At 61.6% G+C, this 17,629-nt stretch carries 18 protein-coding genes; 12 read left to right on the top strand and 6 right to left on the bottom strand.

Annotated features, from left to right (window positions below; genetic code table 11):
* Positions 1–47: 47 nt before the first annotated feature.
* Both HGP12_RS21425 and HGP12_RS21420 read right to left on the bottom strand, forming a co-directional pair.
* On the bottom strand, positions 48–299 hold the full coding sequence (locus HGP12_RS21425; protein WP_168842581.1) for a type II toxin-antitoxin system ParD family antitoxin: 252 nt from the start codon (positions 297–299) through the stop codon (positions 48–50).
* Positions 300–526: 227 nt separating this feature from the next.
* Positions 527–1,075 carry an HdeD family acid-resistance protein gene (locus tag HGP12_RS21420; protein ID WP_168842580.1) on the bottom strand — a complete coding sequence of 183 codons (549 nt, stop codon included), beginning with the start codon at positions 1,073–1,075 and terminating at the stop codon, positions 527–529.
* A 152-nt stretch (positions 1,076–1,227) separates the two neighbouring features.
* Here HGP12_RS21420 and betI point away from each other — a divergent pair, with 152 nt between their 5' ends.
* From betI to HGP12_RS21385, 7 genes are all read left to right on the top strand, one after another.
* Positions 1,228–1,815: a transcriptional regulator BetI gene (gene betI, locus HGP12_RS21415; RefSeq protein ID WP_168842579.1), complete on the top strand. Its 588-nt coding sequence runs from the start codon at positions 1,228–1,230 to the stop codon at positions 1,813–1,815.
* Between the two features lie 5 nt (positions 1,816–1,820).
* Positions 1,821–2,462, top strand: a complete 642-nt coding sequence (locus HGP12_RS21410) for a glutathione S-transferase family protein (protein WP_168842578.1) — start codon at positions 1,821–1,823, stop codon at positions 2,460–2,462.
* On the top strand, positions 2,462–3,925 hold the full coding sequence (gene betB / locus HGP12_RS21405) for a betaine-aldehyde dehydrogenase (protein ID WP_168842577.1): 1,464 nt from the start codon (positions 2,462–2,464) through the stop codon (positions 3,923–3,925). The genes HGP12_RS21410 and betB overlap by 1 nt, the downstream gene beginning before the upstream one ends.
* 160 nt (positions 3,926–4,085) lie before the next feature.
* Positions 4,086–5,738: a choline dehydrogenase gene (gene betA / locus HGP12_RS21400; RefSeq protein WP_168842576.1), complete on the top strand. Its 1,653-nt coding sequence runs from the start codon at positions 4,086–4,088 to the stop codon at positions 5,736–5,738.
* 81 nt (positions 5,739–5,819) lie between these two features.
* Positions 5,820–6,089, top strand: a complete 270-nt coding sequence (locus HGP12_RS21395) for a type II toxin-antitoxin system Phd/YefM family antitoxin (protein WP_168842575.1) — start codon at positions 5,820–5,822, stop codon at positions 6,087–6,089.
* Positions 6,076–6,507, top strand: coding sequence for a plasmid maintenance toxin (PemK-like) (locus HGP12_RS21390; protein ID WP_168842574.1), 432 nt, complete (start codon positions 6,076–6,078; stop codon positions 6,505–6,507). Before HGP12_RS21395 ends, HGP12_RS21390 begins: the two co-directional genes overlap by 14 nt.
* Before the next feature lie 35 nt (positions 6,508–6,542).
* Entirely contained in the window at positions 6,543–7,904 is a 1,362-nt protein-coding gene (locus HGP12_RS21385) for a chloride channel protein (protein ID WP_168842573.1), read from the top strand.
* 33 nt (positions 7,905–7,937) lie between these two features.
* Here the strand turns inward: HGP12_RS21385 and HGP12_RS21380 are convergent, their stop codons facing one another.
* Positions 7,938–8,384 (bottom strand): RrF2 family transcriptional regulator, encoded by a 447-nt coding sequence (locus HGP12_RS21380; protein ID WP_168842572.1) that lies wholly within the window; start codon positions 8,382–8,384, stop codon positions 7,938–7,940.
* 492 nt (positions 8,385–8,876) lie between these two features.
* On the opposite strand from HGP12_RS21380, the gene HGP12_RS21375 reads away from it, so the two are divergent.
* The 3 genes from HGP12_RS21375 (at position 8,877) to cysN (ending at position 12,188) form a co-directional block, all read left to right on the top strand.
* Entirely contained in the window at positions 8,877–9,614 is a 738-nt protein-coding gene (locus HGP12_RS21375; RefSeq protein ID WP_168842571.1) for a phosphoadenylyl-sulfate reductase, read from the top strand.
* A 128-nt stretch (positions 9,615–9,742) separates the two neighbouring features.
* Positions 9,743–10,696, top strand: coding sequence for a sulfate adenylyltransferase subunit CysD (gene cysD, locus HGP12_RS21370; RefSeq protein WP_168842570.1), 954 nt, complete (start codon positions 9,743–9,745; stop codon positions 10,694–10,696).
* A 1-nt stretch (position 10,697) separates the two neighbouring features.
* The gene (gene cysN / locus HGP12_RS21365) at positions 10,698–12,188 is read left to right on the top strand and encodes a sulfate adenylyltransferase subunit CysN (protein WP_168842569.1); all 1,491 of its coding nucleotides are present in this window, start codon (positions 10,698–10,700) and stop codon (positions 12,186–12,188) included.
* 177 nt (positions 12,189–12,365) lie between these two features.
* On the opposite strand, the gene HGP12_RS21360 is transcribed toward cysN, so the two are convergent.
* Complete coding sequence (locus HGP12_RS21360) at positions 12,366–12,665, bottom strand: ArsR/SmtB family transcription factor (protein ID WP_168842568.1); 300 nt, start codon at positions 12,663–12,665, stop codon at positions 12,366–12,368.
* Between the two features lie 55 nt (positions 12,666–12,720).
* On the opposite strand from HGP12_RS21360, the gene HGP12_RS21355 reads away from it, so the two are divergent.
* Complete coding sequence (locus tag HGP12_RS21355) at positions 12,721–13,662, top strand: threonine/serine dehydratase (protein ID WP_168842567.1); 942 nt, start codon at positions 12,721–12,723, stop codon at positions 13,660–13,662.
* Positions 13,663–13,716: 54 nt separating this feature from the next.
* Here the strand turns inward: HGP12_RS21355 and hisC are convergent, their stop codons facing one another.
* Complete coding sequence (gene hisC / locus HGP12_RS21350; protein WP_168842566.1) at positions 13,717–14,775, bottom strand: histidinol-phosphate transaminase; 1,059 nt, start codon at positions 14,773–14,775, stop codon at positions 13,717–13,719.
* Between the two features lie 172 nt (positions 14,776–14,947).
* The gene (locus tag HGP12_RS21345; RefSeq protein ID WP_168842565.1) at positions 14,948–15,871 is read right to left on the bottom strand and encodes a LysR family transcriptional regulator; all 924 of its coding nucleotides are present in this window, start codon (positions 15,869–15,871) and stop codon (positions 14,948–14,950) included.
* Between the two features lie 178 nt (positions 15,872–16,049).
* Here HGP12_RS21345 and HGP12_RS21340 point away from each other — a divergent pair, with 178 nt between their 5' ends.
* The gene (locus HGP12_RS21340; RefSeq protein WP_168842564.1) at positions 16,050–17,612 is read left to right on the top strand and encodes an MFS transporter; all 1,563 of its coding nucleotides are present in this window, start codon (positions 16,050–16,052) and stop codon (positions 17,610–17,612) included.
* Positions 17,613–17,629: the final 17 nt, after the last annotated feature.

Raw genomic sequence — 17,629 nt, 5'->3', positions numbered from 1 at the left:
GGCAGCCGCGCCGGCATGCGCCGCTGCTGTCGCCGGCAGCTTGTGAATTAGTTATGCGTATGCCGTTCCGCGTCGTAATCGGCAAACATGTCGGCGACGCAACGGCTGCCTTTTGCCGTGTCTCCGCCATCGTTAGCCGCACGCGGCACGTCGCAAACGTCATCGCGTTTGCGAGCCGCATCCCACATGCGCAAGGCCTCCCGCACGACTTCGCTGCTTGAGGCATAAGTGCCGGTATCGACCGCCGCACGGATGCCAGCAGCCTGAAGCGGGGAGATGGAAACCGTTACCATTGGCATGATATTCCTCCCTTGATGTTGTTACGCGGAAATTTGGCTGGAAGCATGCTCCGCGGCCTCGACCAGTGCCTTCAGGGCGTGTTCTCGAACATGCCTGCTTCCAGATGAAGGTACCGTCGTCACATCAGCTCAACATCGCTCCGCCTAACTGGGCAGAGGGGCAGAGAGTAGCGCCGCTCACGCTCCTTGTCAAAAAGTAGCAGTCCGTTACCCCTTTTGGAGAGCCGTTACCGCCTGAGCACAAGGCCGAAGGCCACCAATGTCCAGCCCTGGAAGATCAGATCGAACGCCAGGAAAAGGCCAAGGATCCAGAGGCTGTTGACCGGCCAGCCGACCGCGATGGCGATACCGGCCGCTGCGGTCGCAAGGCCGCTGATGACGATCCAGACCCAGCCGCGCTCCGGCTTCAGCTTGCGGCCGACCCAGACACGAAACGTGCCGGCAATGAGCAGAGCGATGGCAAGGAACAGCGTCAATGCCTCCGAAGCCAGCAGCGGGTTGGCGAAGGCAAGCACGCCGGCAATCGTATAAAGCAGGCCGCTGAGAACCCAGAACAGGATATGCTCCCAGCCCCTCACTTGAACGGCGTGGGCCAGATGCACAATACCGCCGATCAGCATCAGCATGCCAACATAAAAGACCGAAGCGACGGTGGCGATGAACAGATTGCCAAGGGCGATGCCACCGCAGATCAATAGCAATATGCCGAGCCCGACAAACCAACCCCATTTGCCGCGCATTGCGGATGGCGGGACCTCATCAAGAATATCGATCATGACTGCACCTCCTCCTCTTACGAAGTATGGCACAGAAATGCTCCTCGGAAAGAGGTTGCGGATTTTTTGGCATGGATCGCCGCTGCGTGATTTTTTTATTGATTGATCAGTCAATCAAAAATACACTTGGCTCCAGCCTTGGGGATTGACGCATGCCGAAAGTTGGAATGGAGCCGGTGCGCCGCAAGGCGCTGGTGGATGCCGCGATGCGCGTGATCGGCGATCACGGCTCGCTGACCGTCACCATGTCCGAAATCGCCAAGCAGGCTGGTGTTTCGGCCGCGCTTGCGCATCATTATTTCGGCAGCAAGGAACAGCTGCTGATCGAAACCGTCCGTGTTCATCTACAGCGGTTGCGCAACAGCGTCGTGATGGCGCTTCGGGCTGCGAAGACACCCCGTGAAAAGCTTTCCGCCATCATCCGCGTCAGTTTCCAGGCCGATCAGTTCGCGCCGGAAACGATCGCTGCCTGGCTCGCCTTCTATGCCGAAGCGCAGCGCTCGGAGGAGACGCGCCGCTTTCTCGTCATCTATGCACGCCGGCTGCATTCGAACCTCGTCGCCAATCTCAAGGCTTTGTGCCCGGCCGGCGATGCCGCGCGCATCGCCGAGGGTGCGGCCGCCATGATCGACGGGCTCTATATCCGCCAAGGCCTCAGATCCGCGCCGATCAGCACCGAGGCGTCGATCGCGCTGACCGAAGGCTATCTGACGACTCACCTCAACGCGTTGAAAGGCTGAAGACCATGCTGACCGTATGGGGCCGCAAATCGTCATCCAATGTGCAGGCGCTGATGTGGTGCATCGGCGAGCTCGGCATTGCCTATGAGCGCATCGATGCAGGCTTCAAATATGGGGTCAACGACACGCCCGAATTTCTGGCAATGAACCCGAATGGCACTGTTCCGGTGCTGCGGGACGGCGATGGCGAGCCGCTATGGGAAACGGGCGCTATCCTGCGCTATCTCGCCACGCAATATGGCGACGATGCCTTCTGGCCGAAGGACGAGCGGCGCCGCGCGCAGATCGACAAATGGGCCGAATGGGCCAAGATCAACATCGCCTTGAATTTCACCGGCCCGGTGTTCTGGCGCGTGGTGCGGACCGCTCCTGCCCTGCGCGATGAGAAGGCGATCGTTGCGGCTGTCGCAGCACTCGGTGCGAAGCTTGACATCGCCGAGTCGCAGTTCGAACGGCATCGCTTCCTTGCAGGCGATAATCTGACGCTGGCCGACATACAGTTCGGGCACGTTCTCTATCGCTATTTCGACATCGATATCCAGCGCCCTGCCCATCCGCGGCTGCAGCGCTACTATGAAAACCTGACCGAGCGACCTGCTTTTCAAGAGCATGTCATGGTGTCCTACGAAGAATTGAGGGTTCTATAATGCGCGCACAACCGAAAGCCTCGCATTTCATCGACGGGGAATATGTCGAGGACACCGACGGCACCCTTATCGAAAGCATCTATCCCGCGACCGGCGAGGTGATCGCCCGCCTGCATGCGGCAACGCCTGCCATCGTCGAAAAGGCGATCGCCAGTGCCAAGAGGGCGCAGCCGGAATGGGCTGCCATGAGCCCGACGGCGCGCGGCCGCATCCTGAAGCGGGCAGCTGACATCATGCGCGAGCGTAACCGCGAGCTTTCCGAGCTGGAGACGCTGGATACGGGCAAGCCGATCCAGGAAACCATCGTTGCCGACCCGACCTCCGGCGCCGACAGCTTCGAATTCTTCGGCGGAATCGCGGCTGCCGGCCTCAACGGCTCGTACATCCCGCTGGGCGGCGACTTCGCCTATACCAAGCGCGTGCCGCTCGGCGTCTGCGTCGGCATCGGCGCATGGAATTACCCACAGCAGATCGCCTGCTGGAAAGGCGCTCCAGCCCTCATCGCCGGCAACGCCATGGTATTCAAGCCTTCGGAAAACACGCCGCTCGGCGCACTCAAGATTGCCGAAATCCTCATCGAGGCAGGTCTGCCGAAAGGCCTTTACAATGTCATCCAGGGCGACCGCGAAACCGGGCCGCTGCTGATCAACCATCCCGATATCGCGAAGGTTTCCCTGACCGGCTCGGTGCCGACGGGCCGTAAGGTGGCGGCTTCTGCCGCCGGCAACCTCAAGCACGTCACCATGGAGCTCGGCGGCAAGTCGCCGCTGATCGTGTTCGACGATGCCGATATCGACAGCGCCGTCGGCGGCGCGATGCTCGGCAACTTCTATTCGACGGGCCAGGTCTGCTCGAACGGCACGCGCGTCTTCGTCAACAGCAAGATCAAGTCCGAATTCCTGAAACGCCTGAAGGCACGCACCGATGCCATGTTGATCGGCGATCCGATGGACGAGGCAACGCAGATCGGCCCGATGGTCTCCTGGGCGCAGCGCGAAAAGGTGCTTTCCTACATCGAAAAGGGCAAGGCCGAAGGCGCGACGCTGCTGACCGGCGGCGGCATCCCGAACAATGTCTCCGGCGAAGGCTATTACATTCAGCCGACCGTATTTGCCGACGTTACCGACGACATGACGATTGCCCGCGAGGAGATCTTCGGGCCGGTCATGTGCGTTCTCGATTTCGAGGACGAGGCCGAGGTGATCGCCCGTGCCAACGCAACCGAATTCGGTCTTTCCGGCGGCGTCTTCACAGCAGACCTCACCCGCGCCCACCGCATGGTCGACCAGCTCGAGGCCGGCACACTGTGGATCAACACCTACAATCTCGCGCCGGTGGAAATTCCCTTCGGCGGCTCCAAGCAATCCGGCTTCGGCCGCGAAAATTCGCTGGCGGCGCTCGAGCACTATTCGGAGCTGAAGACCGTTTATGTCGGCATGGGGCCGGTGCAGGCGCCTTATTAACGCAACCTCGGGGCTCAACTTCTCCCTTTGAGGGCGCCGGCGGCGGCGCCTCAAGGGAGGTCAGGAGCAACCAATCGCAAGCGCGGACGATGATCCGCCTCATCCTGAAGTGCTCGCCAAGGCGGCCCTCGAAGGATAGGGCGGCCACAGGGAGATAACTATGCAGCAGGCAGATTTCGTCATCGTCGGCTCGGGCTCGGCCGGCTCCGCCATGGCTTACCGCCTGTCGGAAGACGGCAAGCATTCGGTCATCGTTCTGGAGTTCGGCGGCAGCGACTTCGGCCCGTTCATCCAGATGCCGGCAGCACTTGCCTGGCCGATGAGCATGGATCGCTACAATTGGGGCTATCTCTCCGAACCCGAACCGCAGCTCAACAACCGCCGCATCACCGCCCCGCGCGGCAAGGTAATCGGCGGCTCCTCCTCGATCAACGGCATGGTCTATGTCCGTGGTCATGCGGAGGATTTCAATCGCTGGGAGAAGCTCGGCGCTCAAGGCTGGGCCTATGCGGACGTGCTGCCCTATTTCAAGCGTATGGAACATTCGCATGGCGGCGAGGACGGCTGGCGCGGCACGGACGGCCCGCTGCATGTGCGCCGCGGCGATGCCCGCAATCCCCTTTTCCACGCCTTCATCGAAGCCGGCAAGCAGGCCGGCTTCGAGGCGACCGAGGATTATAACGGCAGCAAGCAGGAAGGCTTCGGCCTCATGGAGCAGACGACCTGGATGGGCCGGCGCTGGTCTGCGGCGACGGCCTACCTCAAGCCCGCGCTGAAGCGGCCGAACGTGAAGCTCATCCGCTGCTTTGCCCGCAAGATCGTCATCGAAAACGGCCGCGCGACCGGCGTCGAAGTGGAGCGTAACGGCAAGACCGAGATCATCAGGGCGAACCGCGAGGTGATCATCTCCGCCTCCTCGTTCAACTCCCCGAAGCTGCTGATGCTCTCCGGCATCGGGCCTGCGCAGCATCTGCGCGATATGGGGATCGAGGTGAAGGCCGACCGGCCGGGTGTCGGCGCAAACCTGCAGGACCATATGGAATTCTATTTCCAGCAGACCAGCCTCAAGCCGGTATCGCTCTATTCCTGGCTGCCCTGGTACATGCAGGGGATCGTCGGAGCGCAATGGATGTTCTTCAAATCGGGTCTCGGCACGTCGAACCAGTTCGAAGCCTGCGCCTTCCTGCGCTCCGCACCCGGCGTCAAGCAGCCGGATATCCAGTATCACTTCCTGCCGGTCGCCATCAGCTACGACGGCAAGGCGGCGGCCCAGAGCCACGGCTTCCAGGTGCATGTCGGCTATAACCTGTCGAAATCGCGCGGCAACGTGACCCTGCGCTCCTCCGATCCGAAGGCCGATCCGGTGATCCGCTTCAACTATATGAGCCATCCGGAGGACTGGGAGAAGTTCCGCCATTGCGTGCGGCTCACCCGCGAGATCTTTGGGCAGAAGGCTTTCGACGACTATCGCGGCGCGGAAATCCAGCCTGGGGCGAACGTCCGGACCGACGATGAGATCGACACCTTCCTGCGCGAGCATCTGGAAAGCGCCTATCACCCCTGCGGCACCTGCAAGATGGGCTCCAAGGACGATCCGATGGCGGTGGTCGATCCCGATACCCGCGTCATCGGCATCGACGGCCTGCGCGTTGCCGACAGCTCGATCTTCCCGCACGTCACCTACGGCAATTTGAACGGTCCCTCGATCATGACCGGCGAAAAGGCGGCCGACCACATCCTCGGCAAGCCGAGACTGGCACGCTCGAACCAGGAGCCGTGGATCAATCCGCGGTGGGAGACGAGCGATCGGTAGGAGGGGCAGACAACGCCAACTTGACGGCATAACTTGCGGGATTTACGGAAAGTCCGTATATTTGCGGTAAGGAGACTTGCCATGAAAACGGTAACTGCCGCTGAAGCTTCCAAGAATTTTGGCGCATTTCAGGATGCGGCCATGCGCGATCCGGTTGTCATTACCAAGAACGGCCGGCCGCGAACGGTTTTGCTCGCTTACGAAGACTATCAGCGACTACTGCGACGAGACAGGCAGGTTCAGCTGACATCGAATCTTTCAGATGCCGATATTGCGGCCGTCGAAACATCTGAGATGGAAGCCGGGCATGAGCATCTTAACGATGAACTAAAGCCGCATGCTGCCCGCTGAGGTCAAAGTCGGCTTCGTCTTTCGCTATTCTTATCTCTGGCATAGGGAGCGCCTGGAGGGACGCGAAGAAGGGGTGAAAGATCGCCCTTGCCTCGTGTTGGCCCTTGTTGTCAGCGATGCAGACGGAACCAAGCAGGTGCGTGTCCTCCCCATTACCCATTCGCCTCCAGAAACGGCGTCCATGGCCATCGAACTTCCCGCGCCGGTCAAACTCCGGCTCGGTCTGGATGATGCCCCTTCGTGGATCGTACTTTCGGAAAGCAACTATTTTGCTTGGCCGGGGCCGGATATTCGTCCGGCGGAGACGGAGAGCGGTTATCTCGGACCATTGCCGCCAAGCCTTTTCAACGAGGTGAAACATCGTTTTGTGGCACTGGCGCGACAATCGGTGCATAGATCAGTTGCCAGGACCGAATAGTATCCTCCGACTCTAATTGTCCTGAAGAGCGTCCCATGCCCCCTATCTACCGTAAGTCCAAGCTGCTCCGCCGTTCCCGTGTTTTCTGGGGTTCGTTCAATCTCTGGCGGCCGCGTTTGGTCTTCTGGACGGGCGCGTTGGCGATCGGCGTGATCAGCGTCGGTTTTGCCAAGCTTGCCGATCTGGCGCAGCGCGCCTTTACCGGTGTGACCCAATCGGGCGAATGGACATGGTTGCTGCCGCTGCTGCTGACGCCGCTCGGCTTCGTGCTATCAGCCTATCTCGCCGCGACCCTGCTTCCCAATTCGCAAGGGAGCGGCATTCCGCAGGCGATCGCTGCGCGGCATCTGCATCATGACGAGGATCGCACGAAGCTGCTCTCGCTACGGCTGGCCTTCGGCAAGATCGTGCTGACCATATTGGGGCTTCTGAGCGGCGCTTCCATCGGCCGCGAGGGGCCGACGGTGCAGGTCGGTGCCTCCTTCATGCTGGCGGTTGCCCGCTTCGGTGGCATGGCGCAGGCAAAGGGGCTTATTCTTGCGGGTTCCGCCGCCGGTATCGCCGCCGCCTTCAACACACCGCTTGCCGGCATTGTCTTTGCCATCGAGGAGATGAGCCGCACCTATGAATCCCGCGCCAATGGCCTCGTTCTGACCGCCGTCATTCTTTCCGGCCTTGCCGCACTCGGCCTTTCCGGCAGCTACAACTATTTCGGCACGGCCGATGCCGCCCCGACGATGCTTCGGGATTGGATCGTCATGCTGATCTGCGGTGTCGGCGGCGGCGCGCTCGGCGCTACCTTCAGCGGGCTGGCACTCTATGCCGGCATCCGCATCCGCCGCTGGGCACAGCCGCAGCCGCTCAAGCGCATGCTGATCCTTGCCGGCCTCTGCGGCCTTGTCGTTGCCGCCGTCGGCGTGCTCTCTGGCGGCCAGACCTTCGGCACCGGCTACGAGCAGGCCCGCGGCGCGGTCGAAGGGCATGCCCTACCCGAACTCTTCTTCCTCGAAAAACTGCTGGCGAGCTTCCTGTCGATGATCTCGGGCATTCCCGGCGGCATCTTTGCGCCGTCGCTTGCCGTCGGCGCCGGTTTCGGCAGCACGGTCGGCACGCTGGTCGGCGGCGGTGTGGCGCTTGCAGCAATTCTCGGCATGGCAGGCTATTTCGCCGGCGTGGTTCAGGCGCCGATGACCGCCTTCGTCATCATCCTGGAAATGACGGGCGATCATCAGGCCGTCATCCCGATCATGGCAGTGTCGATGATCGGCTATGTGACGTCGCGGCTGCTGTCGCGCGAGCCGCTCTATCACGGCCTGTCGCGCGTCTTCATCGCAGCGGCGATCCGCGCCCGGCGCGCCATGGAGAAGGAAGCCGGCGAAGAACACGTCGCCGGTTGACCGGGCGTCAGCCATTCCGCACCGCGAATTGCGCTAAGCCATCAGCCTGGTGACCTCGGCCCTATCCGGCTGAGCAATCGCATCGGCAATGGTCGTCGAGAACAGGACCTTGCGCGTCGCATCCGCCACCCGGGCAAAGACATGCCGGATTTCGCAGGTCTGCTCACCGTCGCAATCGTCGCAGCGGCGATAGGCGGTGAGCGACAGACAGGGCAGCGGCGCCAAAGGCCCATCGATGACCCGCAGTATCTCGCCGAAGGTGATCTCATCCGCCGGCTTGCGCAGGAGATATCCGCCCTGCTTGCCACGGCGGCTGATCACGATGCCCTGATGTTTCAGGTCGAGAAGGATCTGCTCCAGGAATTTCTTGGGGATCTTCTGCTGGGCCGCGATGTCGGAAATCATCATCGGCTCGCCGGCCTCGGATTGGGCCAAAGCCGAAAGCGCGCGCAACGCATATTTTGCTTTCTGAGTAATCATTTCGAACCGCTTCACACACACATGCGATACGTTCGGCCGATGGATTCGGCCGGTCCGCTCTAGCTAGAACTCCTCAACCCTCGTCCCCGGGGTGTTTCGAAGCACTCACACCCATGGCGCAACGCCAGGAAAGATCAGCAACCCAAACTTGTTATCATTCTTAGCCGCTATGCCCATAGTTTAGCGCAAAATCCGCAGCAGCGCATCATTTTGGGCATCACTTCCGATTTCCGTTTGACAAGCTATGTGTAACTCTACTATTTCTATAGACATTAAAGCAAGCACTTAAACATGGCCCGCCATATCAAGTGCTTCCAAAGGGCCGCTTCTGGCGGCGAAACACCTTGGTTAACAGCCGAGGCGGTCGCTTTTCCTTATCGGTGCTGCTTCATGGAGATATTTACTCTCCATCCGCTTCGTTTCGAAATCTATTTTTCTGTCCGCCATCCTTGTGAGCTGCGATACTCCTGGCAACATCAGGACAGGATCCCCATGACTGCCATTACATCCATTGAAGACGCCGCGACGCTCAACGGCCAGCTCGCATCGCTCGATCTTGCTGGCCGTCTGTCCCTTGTTGCCGGCCTCGGTGGCCGCGCCGTGTTCACGACGTCGCTCGGGATAGAAGATCAGGTGATCACGGCGGAGATCGGCAATCATCGTCTGCCGATCGAAGTGGCGACCCTACAGACCGGCCGTCTCTTTCCGGAAACGCTCGCCCTGATCGACGAGACGGAAAGCCAATACGATATCCGCATCATCCGCTACGAGCCGGAACAGGCCGATATCGATGCCTATGCTGAAAAATACGGTCTGAACGGTTTCTACGAGAGCGTCGAAGCCAGGCATGCCTGTTGTGGCGTGCGCAAGCTCAAGCCGCTTGCGCGCGCACTCTCGGGCGCCACCATCTGGATCACCGGTCTGCGCCGTGGCCAGTCCGCCAACCGTGCCGACACGCCCTTTGCCGAATTCGATCCGGAGCGTAATCTGATCAAGATCAACCCGCTGGCCGATTGGGACATCGATGTCATCCGCGCTTATGTCGCCGACAACAGCGTTCCGGTAAACCCGCTGCATGCGCGCGGCTATCCCTCGATCGGCTGCGAGCCCTGCACGCGGGCGATCAAGCCGGGCGAGCCCGAACGGGCCGGCCGCTGGTGGTGGGAAAACGACGAAAAGCGCGAATGCGGTCTTCACGTTCATGAAGAGGCCGCGGCCACTGCCCAGTAAAATACCCGCCGGCTCTCGGCTTTCGATCCAGGGCGCGTTTCCTACGCCGCCGATCCACCGGGAGCCAAGGCATCCATTCTTTCCGGCCCATGTTCCGGCCGGCACACTTGAAAGTTCTGGAGTCATCAATGCCCGATAGCCGTCCGGATACGGAAATTTCCAATCCGCAAAGCGTCAAGCCACCGCTCGATCCGCATCTCAAGGCGCTGGAAAACGAGTCCATCCATATCTTCCGCGAGGTTGCTGCCGAATTCGAGCGTCCGGTGATGCTCTATTCGATCGGCAAGGATTCGTCGGTGCTTTTGCATCTGGCGCGCAAGGCCTTCTATCCCGGCCGCGTCCCCTTCCCGCTGTTGCATGTGAACACCGGCTGGAAATTCGCCGAAATGATCACCTTCCGCGACGAGATCGTTAAGAAGTACGATCTCGATCTGATCGAGCACATCAATCCGCGCGGCAAGGCGGAGAATGTTACGCCCTTCACCCATGGCTCGGCGCGCTATACCGATATCATGAAGACGGAAGCGCTGCGCCAGGCACTCGATGCCGGCCGGTATGACGCCGCTTTCGGCGGTGCCCGCCGCGACGAGGAAGCCTCGCGTGCCAAGGAGCGCATCTATTCCTTCCGCACACCGGACCATCGCTGGGATCCGCGCAACCAGCGCCCGGAACTCTGGAACATCTATAACGGCCAGATCCGCAAGGGCGAAAGCGTTCGCGTCTTTCCTCTCTCCAACTGGACCGAAGTCGATATCTGGCGCTACATCCAGGCCGAGGATATTCCGATCGTGCCGCTCTATTTCGCCGCGAAGCGCCCGATTGTCGAGCGCGAAGGCATGATGATCATGGCGGACGATCCGCGGCTGGAGCTGCTGCCGGGGGAAGCCAAACGCGAGGAGCTCATCCGCTTCCGCACGCTCGGCTGCTTCCCGCTGACGGGCGCCATACGCTCGACGGCAACAACGCTGGAAGACATTATTGCAGAGCTGGAAATCGCCACGGTTTCCGAACGGCAGGGACGCGCCATCGACCGTGACCAGTCCGGCTCCATGGAAAAGAAGAAGCGCGAAGGATATTTTTGAGATGACCGTAAACGCCAACGTCGTCACAATTCCCGCTGTTGGGCCTGCTGCCGAACCGGCCAAGGCCCTTCGCGACTCGCGCCCGCTTCGCCTGATCACCTGCGGCAGTGTCGACGACGGTAAGTCGACGCTGATCGGCCGCCTGCTCTGGGATACCAAGGCGGTCAAGGAAGACCAGGCCGCCACGCTCCAGCGCGATTCCACCGGCAAGCAGAACGATCTCGGCCTGCCTGACTTCGCGCTGCTGCTCGACGGCCTACAGGCCGAGCGCGAACAGGGCATCACCATCGATGTCGCCTACCGCTATTTCTCGACCGACAAGCGCTCCTTCATCGTCGCCGACACGCCCGGCCACGAGCAATATACCCGCAATATGGCAACCGGCGCTTCGACCGCCGATCTTGCCGTGCTGCTGGTCGATGCGCGCTTCGGCATCCTTGAACAGACCCGCCGGCACGCGACAATCGCCTCGCTGCTCGGTATCAAGCAGTTCGTGCTCGCCATCAACAAGATCGACCTGACGAATTACGACCGCGCCGGCTTTGAAAAGATTTCCAACGAATTCCGCGAATTCGCCCTTTCGCTCGGCGTCAAGCAGATCACGGCCATCCCGATGTCGGCGCTGAAGGGCGAAAACGTCGTCTATTCCGGCCAGGCGGCCATGCCTTGGTACAGCGGCCCGACGCTGGTCGAGACGCTGGAACTGGCGACCGTCCGCTCGGCGCAGACGGTCGGTTTTCGTCTTTCGGTGCAGCGCGTCTCCCGCCCCGGCGAAAGCTTCCGCGGTTATCAGGGGACGGTTGCCGGCGGTTCGGTGAAGCCGGGAGACAGCGTGATGATCCTGCCGTCGGGCATGGTCGCCAATGTCTCGAGGATCGTGACGTTCGATCTGGTGCGCAACGCGGCGGTGGCCGGCGATGCCATCACCCTCGTTCTCGATCGCCAGGTGGACGTGTCGCGCGGCGATATGATCGTCGCCATCGACAGTCAGCCGCAGACCGGCCTCTCTTTCGATGCGCAGATCGTCGCACTGCAGCCTGAGGGCATCGAGCCTGGCAAGCGCTACTGGTTGAAGAGCGGCAGCCGCCGCCAGCGCGTGCAGGTACAGCCGATCGCCCAGCTCGAACTCAAGACGGGCGCATGGGCGCCGGCGCAGGCGCTCTGGATGAACGCGATCGGCAAGGTTCGCTTGACCTTCGACGAGAACGCCATCTTCGACCCCTATGAGCAGAACCGTTCGACCGGTTCCTTCATCCTGATCGATCCCGAAAGCAACAACACTGTTGCCGGCGGCATGATCACCGGCAGGCGTTCCGACGTTGGCGGCATCCACAAGGAAGGCCAGCGCGTTCTCCTGTCCCTGCCCGCCGATCTCGCCGAGCAGATCATGGCAAGCGAACTCTTCGCCAGCCGCCGTGATGAAACGGATGTGCGTCGCGTGACCGCAGCACAGGCCGCGGAAATCTGGACGAACGCCGCCAGCGACATCTGATCGCTATCGCATCTGAAAAGGAAGGCGGCGGGCTCGGCCCGGCCGCCTTTTTTATTTGGAGGTGTTTAATTTGGAGCTGGAGCGGTTCAGCTTTTCATGGAAACTCTGAACCGCGCTCACTCTTTATTTCATTGCAATTCCGAACGGAAAACCGCTGCGCACTTTTCCTGGAATTGCTCAGAGGCTTGCGACGACGGCTGCCAGAGTTGCCATGCGAGCTTCGTCACGCTTGTAGAAGATCCACTGCTTGATGCGCTTCGGCCGCACGAAACCGGCTTGCACCAGAATGCGCATGTGCTCGCTCAAGGTCGCCTGCGAAATCTCAAGCTTTTCGGCAATCAGAAGCGCGCACACGCCGTCCTCCACCAGATCGCCGTCGACCTGCGGCGCAAAATGGGCACGCGGATCCTTCAGCCATTTGAGAATGCTGATGCGGCGTTCGTTGGCCAAGGCCTTGATGAGATCGAGCTCTTGCATTTCGTCATTTTGCTAAGTAACAAAGTCATTGTCAACTTTGGCCGCGAGATACCCCATGCTTTCCGACAGGATCACCCCCGAGCGCATCGCAGAAACCGAAAAGCGGATCCGCCCGCATATCCGCCACACGCCGGTTCTGCATGCGGACCTCGCGGATTTCGGCCTTGCTGCGGGGCCGCTGGATTTCAAGCTCGAGTTTTTGCAGCATTCCGGCTCGTTCAAGGCGCGTGGCGCCTTTTCCAGTCTGCTCGGCAGGAAGGTGCCGGCGGCGGGGGTCGTCGCGGCATCCGGCGGCAATCATGGCGCGGCAGTCGCCTATGCCGCGATGCGGCTTGGCATCCCCGCGACGATCTTCGTGCCGAGCGTGACCTCGCCCGCCAAGGCCGAGCGCATCCGCGGCTATGGCGCGAACCTCGTCATCGGTGGGGAACGTTATGCCGACGCCCTTGCCGCCAGCGAGCAATGGGTGGGGGAGAGCGGCGCCATGGCGATCCATGCCTACGACCAGCCTGAGACCTTGCTTGGGCAAGGGACGATCGGGGTCGAGATCGAGGCGGATATTCCTAATACCGATACGCTGCTTGTCGCCGTCGGCGGCGGTGGATTGATCGGCGGGATCGCCGCCTGGTTCCAGGGGCGTGTGCGCGTCGTCGCCGTCGAGCCGGAAGGCGCACCGACACTCTGGCAGGCCTTCGAGGCGGGGTACCCGGTCGACGCTCCCGCAGGCGGCATTGCCGCTGATTCCCTGGCGCCGAAGCGCGTCGGCGAGCTGATGTTCCCCATCGCCCGCGCCTATGCGCAGCGCCCCGTGCTGGTGTCCGACGACGAAATCCGTCAGGCGCAGCAGACTTTGTGGGACCGACTGCGGATCGTCGCCGAACCAGGCGGAGCGACGGCCTTTGCTGCGTTGCTCGCGCGCAAATATGTCCCGGCGCCGGACGAGCGTGTGGCCGTGCTGCTCTGCGGCGCCAACACGACGGCTGTTCGGTTCGACTGAAGCCGTCCTATCCGTTGACGGCTTGCCTCGGAGGGTCCACGCCGAGGCGTAAGGTCACCGCAATATCTCGGCGAGCGCTGCCAGCAGGCGGTCGCACTCCTCATCCGTGCCGATGCTGATGCGCAGGAAGTCGCTGATGCGCTCCGCGGAAAACCGCCTGATCAAAATCCCCCTGCTCCGCAGCTCAGCCGCCAGATCAGCGCCCGGCCGGCTTGGATGCCGGGCGAACAGAAAATTGCTGGATGACGGAAGGACATAGAAGCCGAGTTCCTTGAGCGCCAGGGAAAGACGCTCGCGGGTGGCAATGATCAAGGCGCGATGATGCTCGAACCAGTCCCGATCTTTCCAGGCCGCGACGGCGCCCACCAAGGCAAGGCGGTCGAGAGGATAGGAATTGAAGCTGTCCTTCACCCTTTCCAAGGCCTCGATCAGCGGTCTCTGCCCGACAGCAAAGCCGACGCGCAAGCCAGCCAGCCCACGGGACTTCGACAACGTCTGGACTACCAGCAGGTTCGGATAGGTCCGGACAAGCGGAACGGCGCTCTCGCCACCGAAATCGACATAGGCTTCATCGATGACCACAACCTGATCGGGATGCTCCCGGAGAAGGGCTTCGATACCAGACAAAGGCAGGCCGATCCCTGTGGGAGCATTGGGATTGGGCAGGATGATCGCGCCGCAAGGCTGGCGATAATCGTCAAGGCGTATCCGCATCTCCGCATCGACCGGAACCTGCTGGAACGCAATCCCATAGAGCCGGCAATAGGTCGGATAGAAGCTGTAGCTGATATCAGGGAAAAGCAGGGGCTCTTCATGGTTGAGGAGCGCCTGGAATGTGTGAGCCAGAACCTCGTCCGATCCGTTGCCGACGAAGACCTCGTCCTTGTCGATTCCGAAGCTCTCGGCGATCACGGTGCGCAACTCCCGCGCCGTCGAATCCGGATAGAGCCGAAGCGTGTCGGACGCCGCCTTCGAAATCGCCTCCAGAGCGAGCGGCGAAGGGCCGTAGGGGCTTTCATTGGTGTTCAGCTTGATCATGCCGCCTGTCGTCGGCTGCTCGCCGGCGACATAGGGGGTCAAGGAATGAACAATGGGACTCCAGAAACGGCTCATCGTGATTTCCAAATCTTGGCTGCCGCCGATCCCCGATCGGCGCGGCAAGTTAAATATGAAGTTTCCACCGTCGCAAAATCGAATTCGCGCGACAACCGTTTCGGAGACGATTCGGGAAAATATCCTCGTGGCCCCGGCATGGAGGTTACGAACCGGCCGTCAAACCTCTTTCTCAAACAGCAGCCGTCACCGGTAAAGCCTCACAGCTTTTTGCGAAAAGCCTTTCGCTCAGAAAATCGACCAGTACCCGGACCTTGGGCGACAAATGACGGCTCGACGGCCAGAGGAGATGGAAATGGCCGGGCTCGTCGATGAAATCGTCGAGTACGGTTCTGAGCTTTCCTTCCGCGAGCATGCTGCGCACAAGGAAATCGGGCATGCAGCCGATGCCGAGGCCGGCGACCGTCGCGCCGCGCACCGCCTCCATATTGTTGCAGGCAAAAGCCGTTCGCATCCGCAGTTCCGGTTCGCCTTCCGGCATGGTCAGCGGCCAATCCTGCAGCTTGCCGCTGTTGGGAAAGCGAAACCTGACAGCCAGATGCTCGTTGAGCGCGCGCGGGCAATCGGGAATGCCGAAGCGTTCGAGATAGGCGGGCGCGGCGCAGAGCAGCATCTGAAATGGCCGTAACGTACGTGATATCAAGCGCGAATCCGGCAGGTCGCCGCTGCGGATCGCGACATCGACCCCCTCTTCGATCATGTCGACGATGCGGTCGTTGAAATCGATGTCGAGTTCGACGTCGGGGTAGCGGGAGACGAATTCCGGCACGACAGGCAGCAGGAAATGATAGCTGACGATCGGCACGCTGACGCGCAGCCGTCCGCGCGGCACGGCTACCGCTTGGGCGAGCGAGGCCTGCGCGTCGTCGAGATCATCGAGCACGCGCCGGCAACGCTCATGGAAAAGACGCCCCTCTTCGGTCAGCCGGATGCTGCGCGTGGAGCGCTGCAGCAGGCGAACGCCAAGCTGGCGTTCCAGATTGCTCACCGCCTTGCCGACAGCCGACGCGGAAAGGCCGAGGACACGCGCGGCCGCCGCGAAGCTGCCGAGATCCGCCGTGCGAACGAAAGCCGTCAATCCACTCAAGCGATCCATAGGCGATCTCCATTCGAGAGTTTTATTCCGGTATATATGGAGCGCTAGCGCCATTATCATCCAATTGCAGCAAAACTATCCTGTCCAGGTCATTTCAAGCCCGTGGGCCGCCGCCTTTTCGGCAGCATCTCCCAGCATTGCCCGCGGTCTTTCCTTGCTCAAACCCAACGGTAATCCGATGACCTCACCTCAGACAAAGGCCGCAAGCGCGACCGAGAAATTCTTCGTTCTCGTCGCCGTCTGCTGCGCCGCGGCGGCAATGCCGCTCACATTCACCGGCCCGGCGGTGGCCTTGCCGGCCATCAGCCGGACACTCGGCGGCAGCCCGCTCGCCCTCAACTGGGTCACCAACGCCTTCATGCTGACCTTCGGCAGCTGCCTGATGGCATCAGGCGCGCTGGCGGACAGCTTCGGGCGACGCCTCATCTTTCTTTCCGGCGTCGGATGCTTCGCACTGTTCTCGGCCGGACTGGCATTGGCCGGCGATATCGTCTGGTTCGATATATTGCGGGCGTTGCAGGGCCTTGGGGCGGCCGCCGCCTTTTCCGGCGGCATGGCCTCGCTCGCGCAGGAATTCGACGGCGCAGCGCGCATGCGAGCCTTCAGCATCGTCGGCTCCAGCTTCGGCGTCGGGCTCGCCTTCGGGCCGATCGCCTCCGGCCTGATGATCGATGCCTTCGGCTGGCCGTCGATCTTCGTTCTTGTGGTTGCATTGGCGCTGCTCGCCCTCGGCCTCGGCGCCTATTTCCTGCGCGAGTCAAAAGATCCAGATGCGGCGGGGCTGGATTGGCCCGGTGCATTGAGCTTCACCCTTGCCCTGACGCTGTTCACCTACGGCGTCTTGCGCGCGCCGGAAACCGGCTGGAGCGATCCGCTCGTCGTCGCCTTGCTGGTCGGCGCCGCATCGTTCTTCCTTGCCTTCGGCATCATCGAGCGCATCGTGAAGCGGCCCATGCTGGATCTCAGCCTGTTTCGCTATCCGCGCTTCGTCGGCGTACAACTGCTGGCGGCGGCACCCGCTTATGCCTTCGTCGTGCTGCTGATCCTTTTGCCGATTCGCTTCGTCGGTATCGAGGGCATGAGCGAGATCGCCGCCGGGCGGATGATGATTGCGCTGTCGGCCCCGCTGCTCATCCTGCCGATCGTCGCCGGCCTACTGACCCGCTGGTTCAGTCCCGCAACGATCTGCGGCGCCGGCCTTGTCATCTCCGCTGCGGGCCTGTTCTGGCTCAGCCATGTCACGGCGGGTTCGGCTCCTTCCGCGCTCATCGGTCCACTGCTGACGATCGGCGTCGGCATCAGCCTGCCCTGGGGCCTTATGGATGGGCTTGCCGTCAGCGTCGTTCCCAAGGAGCGCGCCGGCATGGCGACCGGCATCTTCAGCACCACCCGCGTCGCCGGCGAAGGCGTTGCGCTTGCGGTCGTCAGTGCCGTTCTCTCCGCCCTTATCCAGTCGAAGCTCGGGATATCGGCGGCAGAGCGTGCTTCGACCACGGCGCAACAGCTCGTCACCGGCAATCTGGCCGCGGCGGCCTCGAATGTGCCGGCGATCGGGTATGAAGCCCTCATTCAGGACTATGGCCATGCCTTCAACACGCTGCTGTGGTTCCTGACGGCCATCACCGTCGTCACCGCAATCGTCGTCTTTTCCTTCCTCGGCCGGGCGCCATCGACCGTCACCGTTGAAGACGCGGATCAATTGCAGGAGGACGAAGAGACGCTTCGCACATCGAAAGCTTAGGCAACGTCAGCGGCCGG

The sequence above is a fragment of the Rhizobium sp. P28RR-XV genome (assembly GCF_012641385.1).
Taxonomy (GTDB): domain Bacteria; phylum Pseudomonadota; class Alphaproteobacteria; order Rhizobiales; family Rhizobiaceae; genus Rhizobium.
The sequence above is the reverse complement of the archived record's forward strand: the minus strand, read 5'-3'. Positions and strand labels throughout refer to the sequence as shown.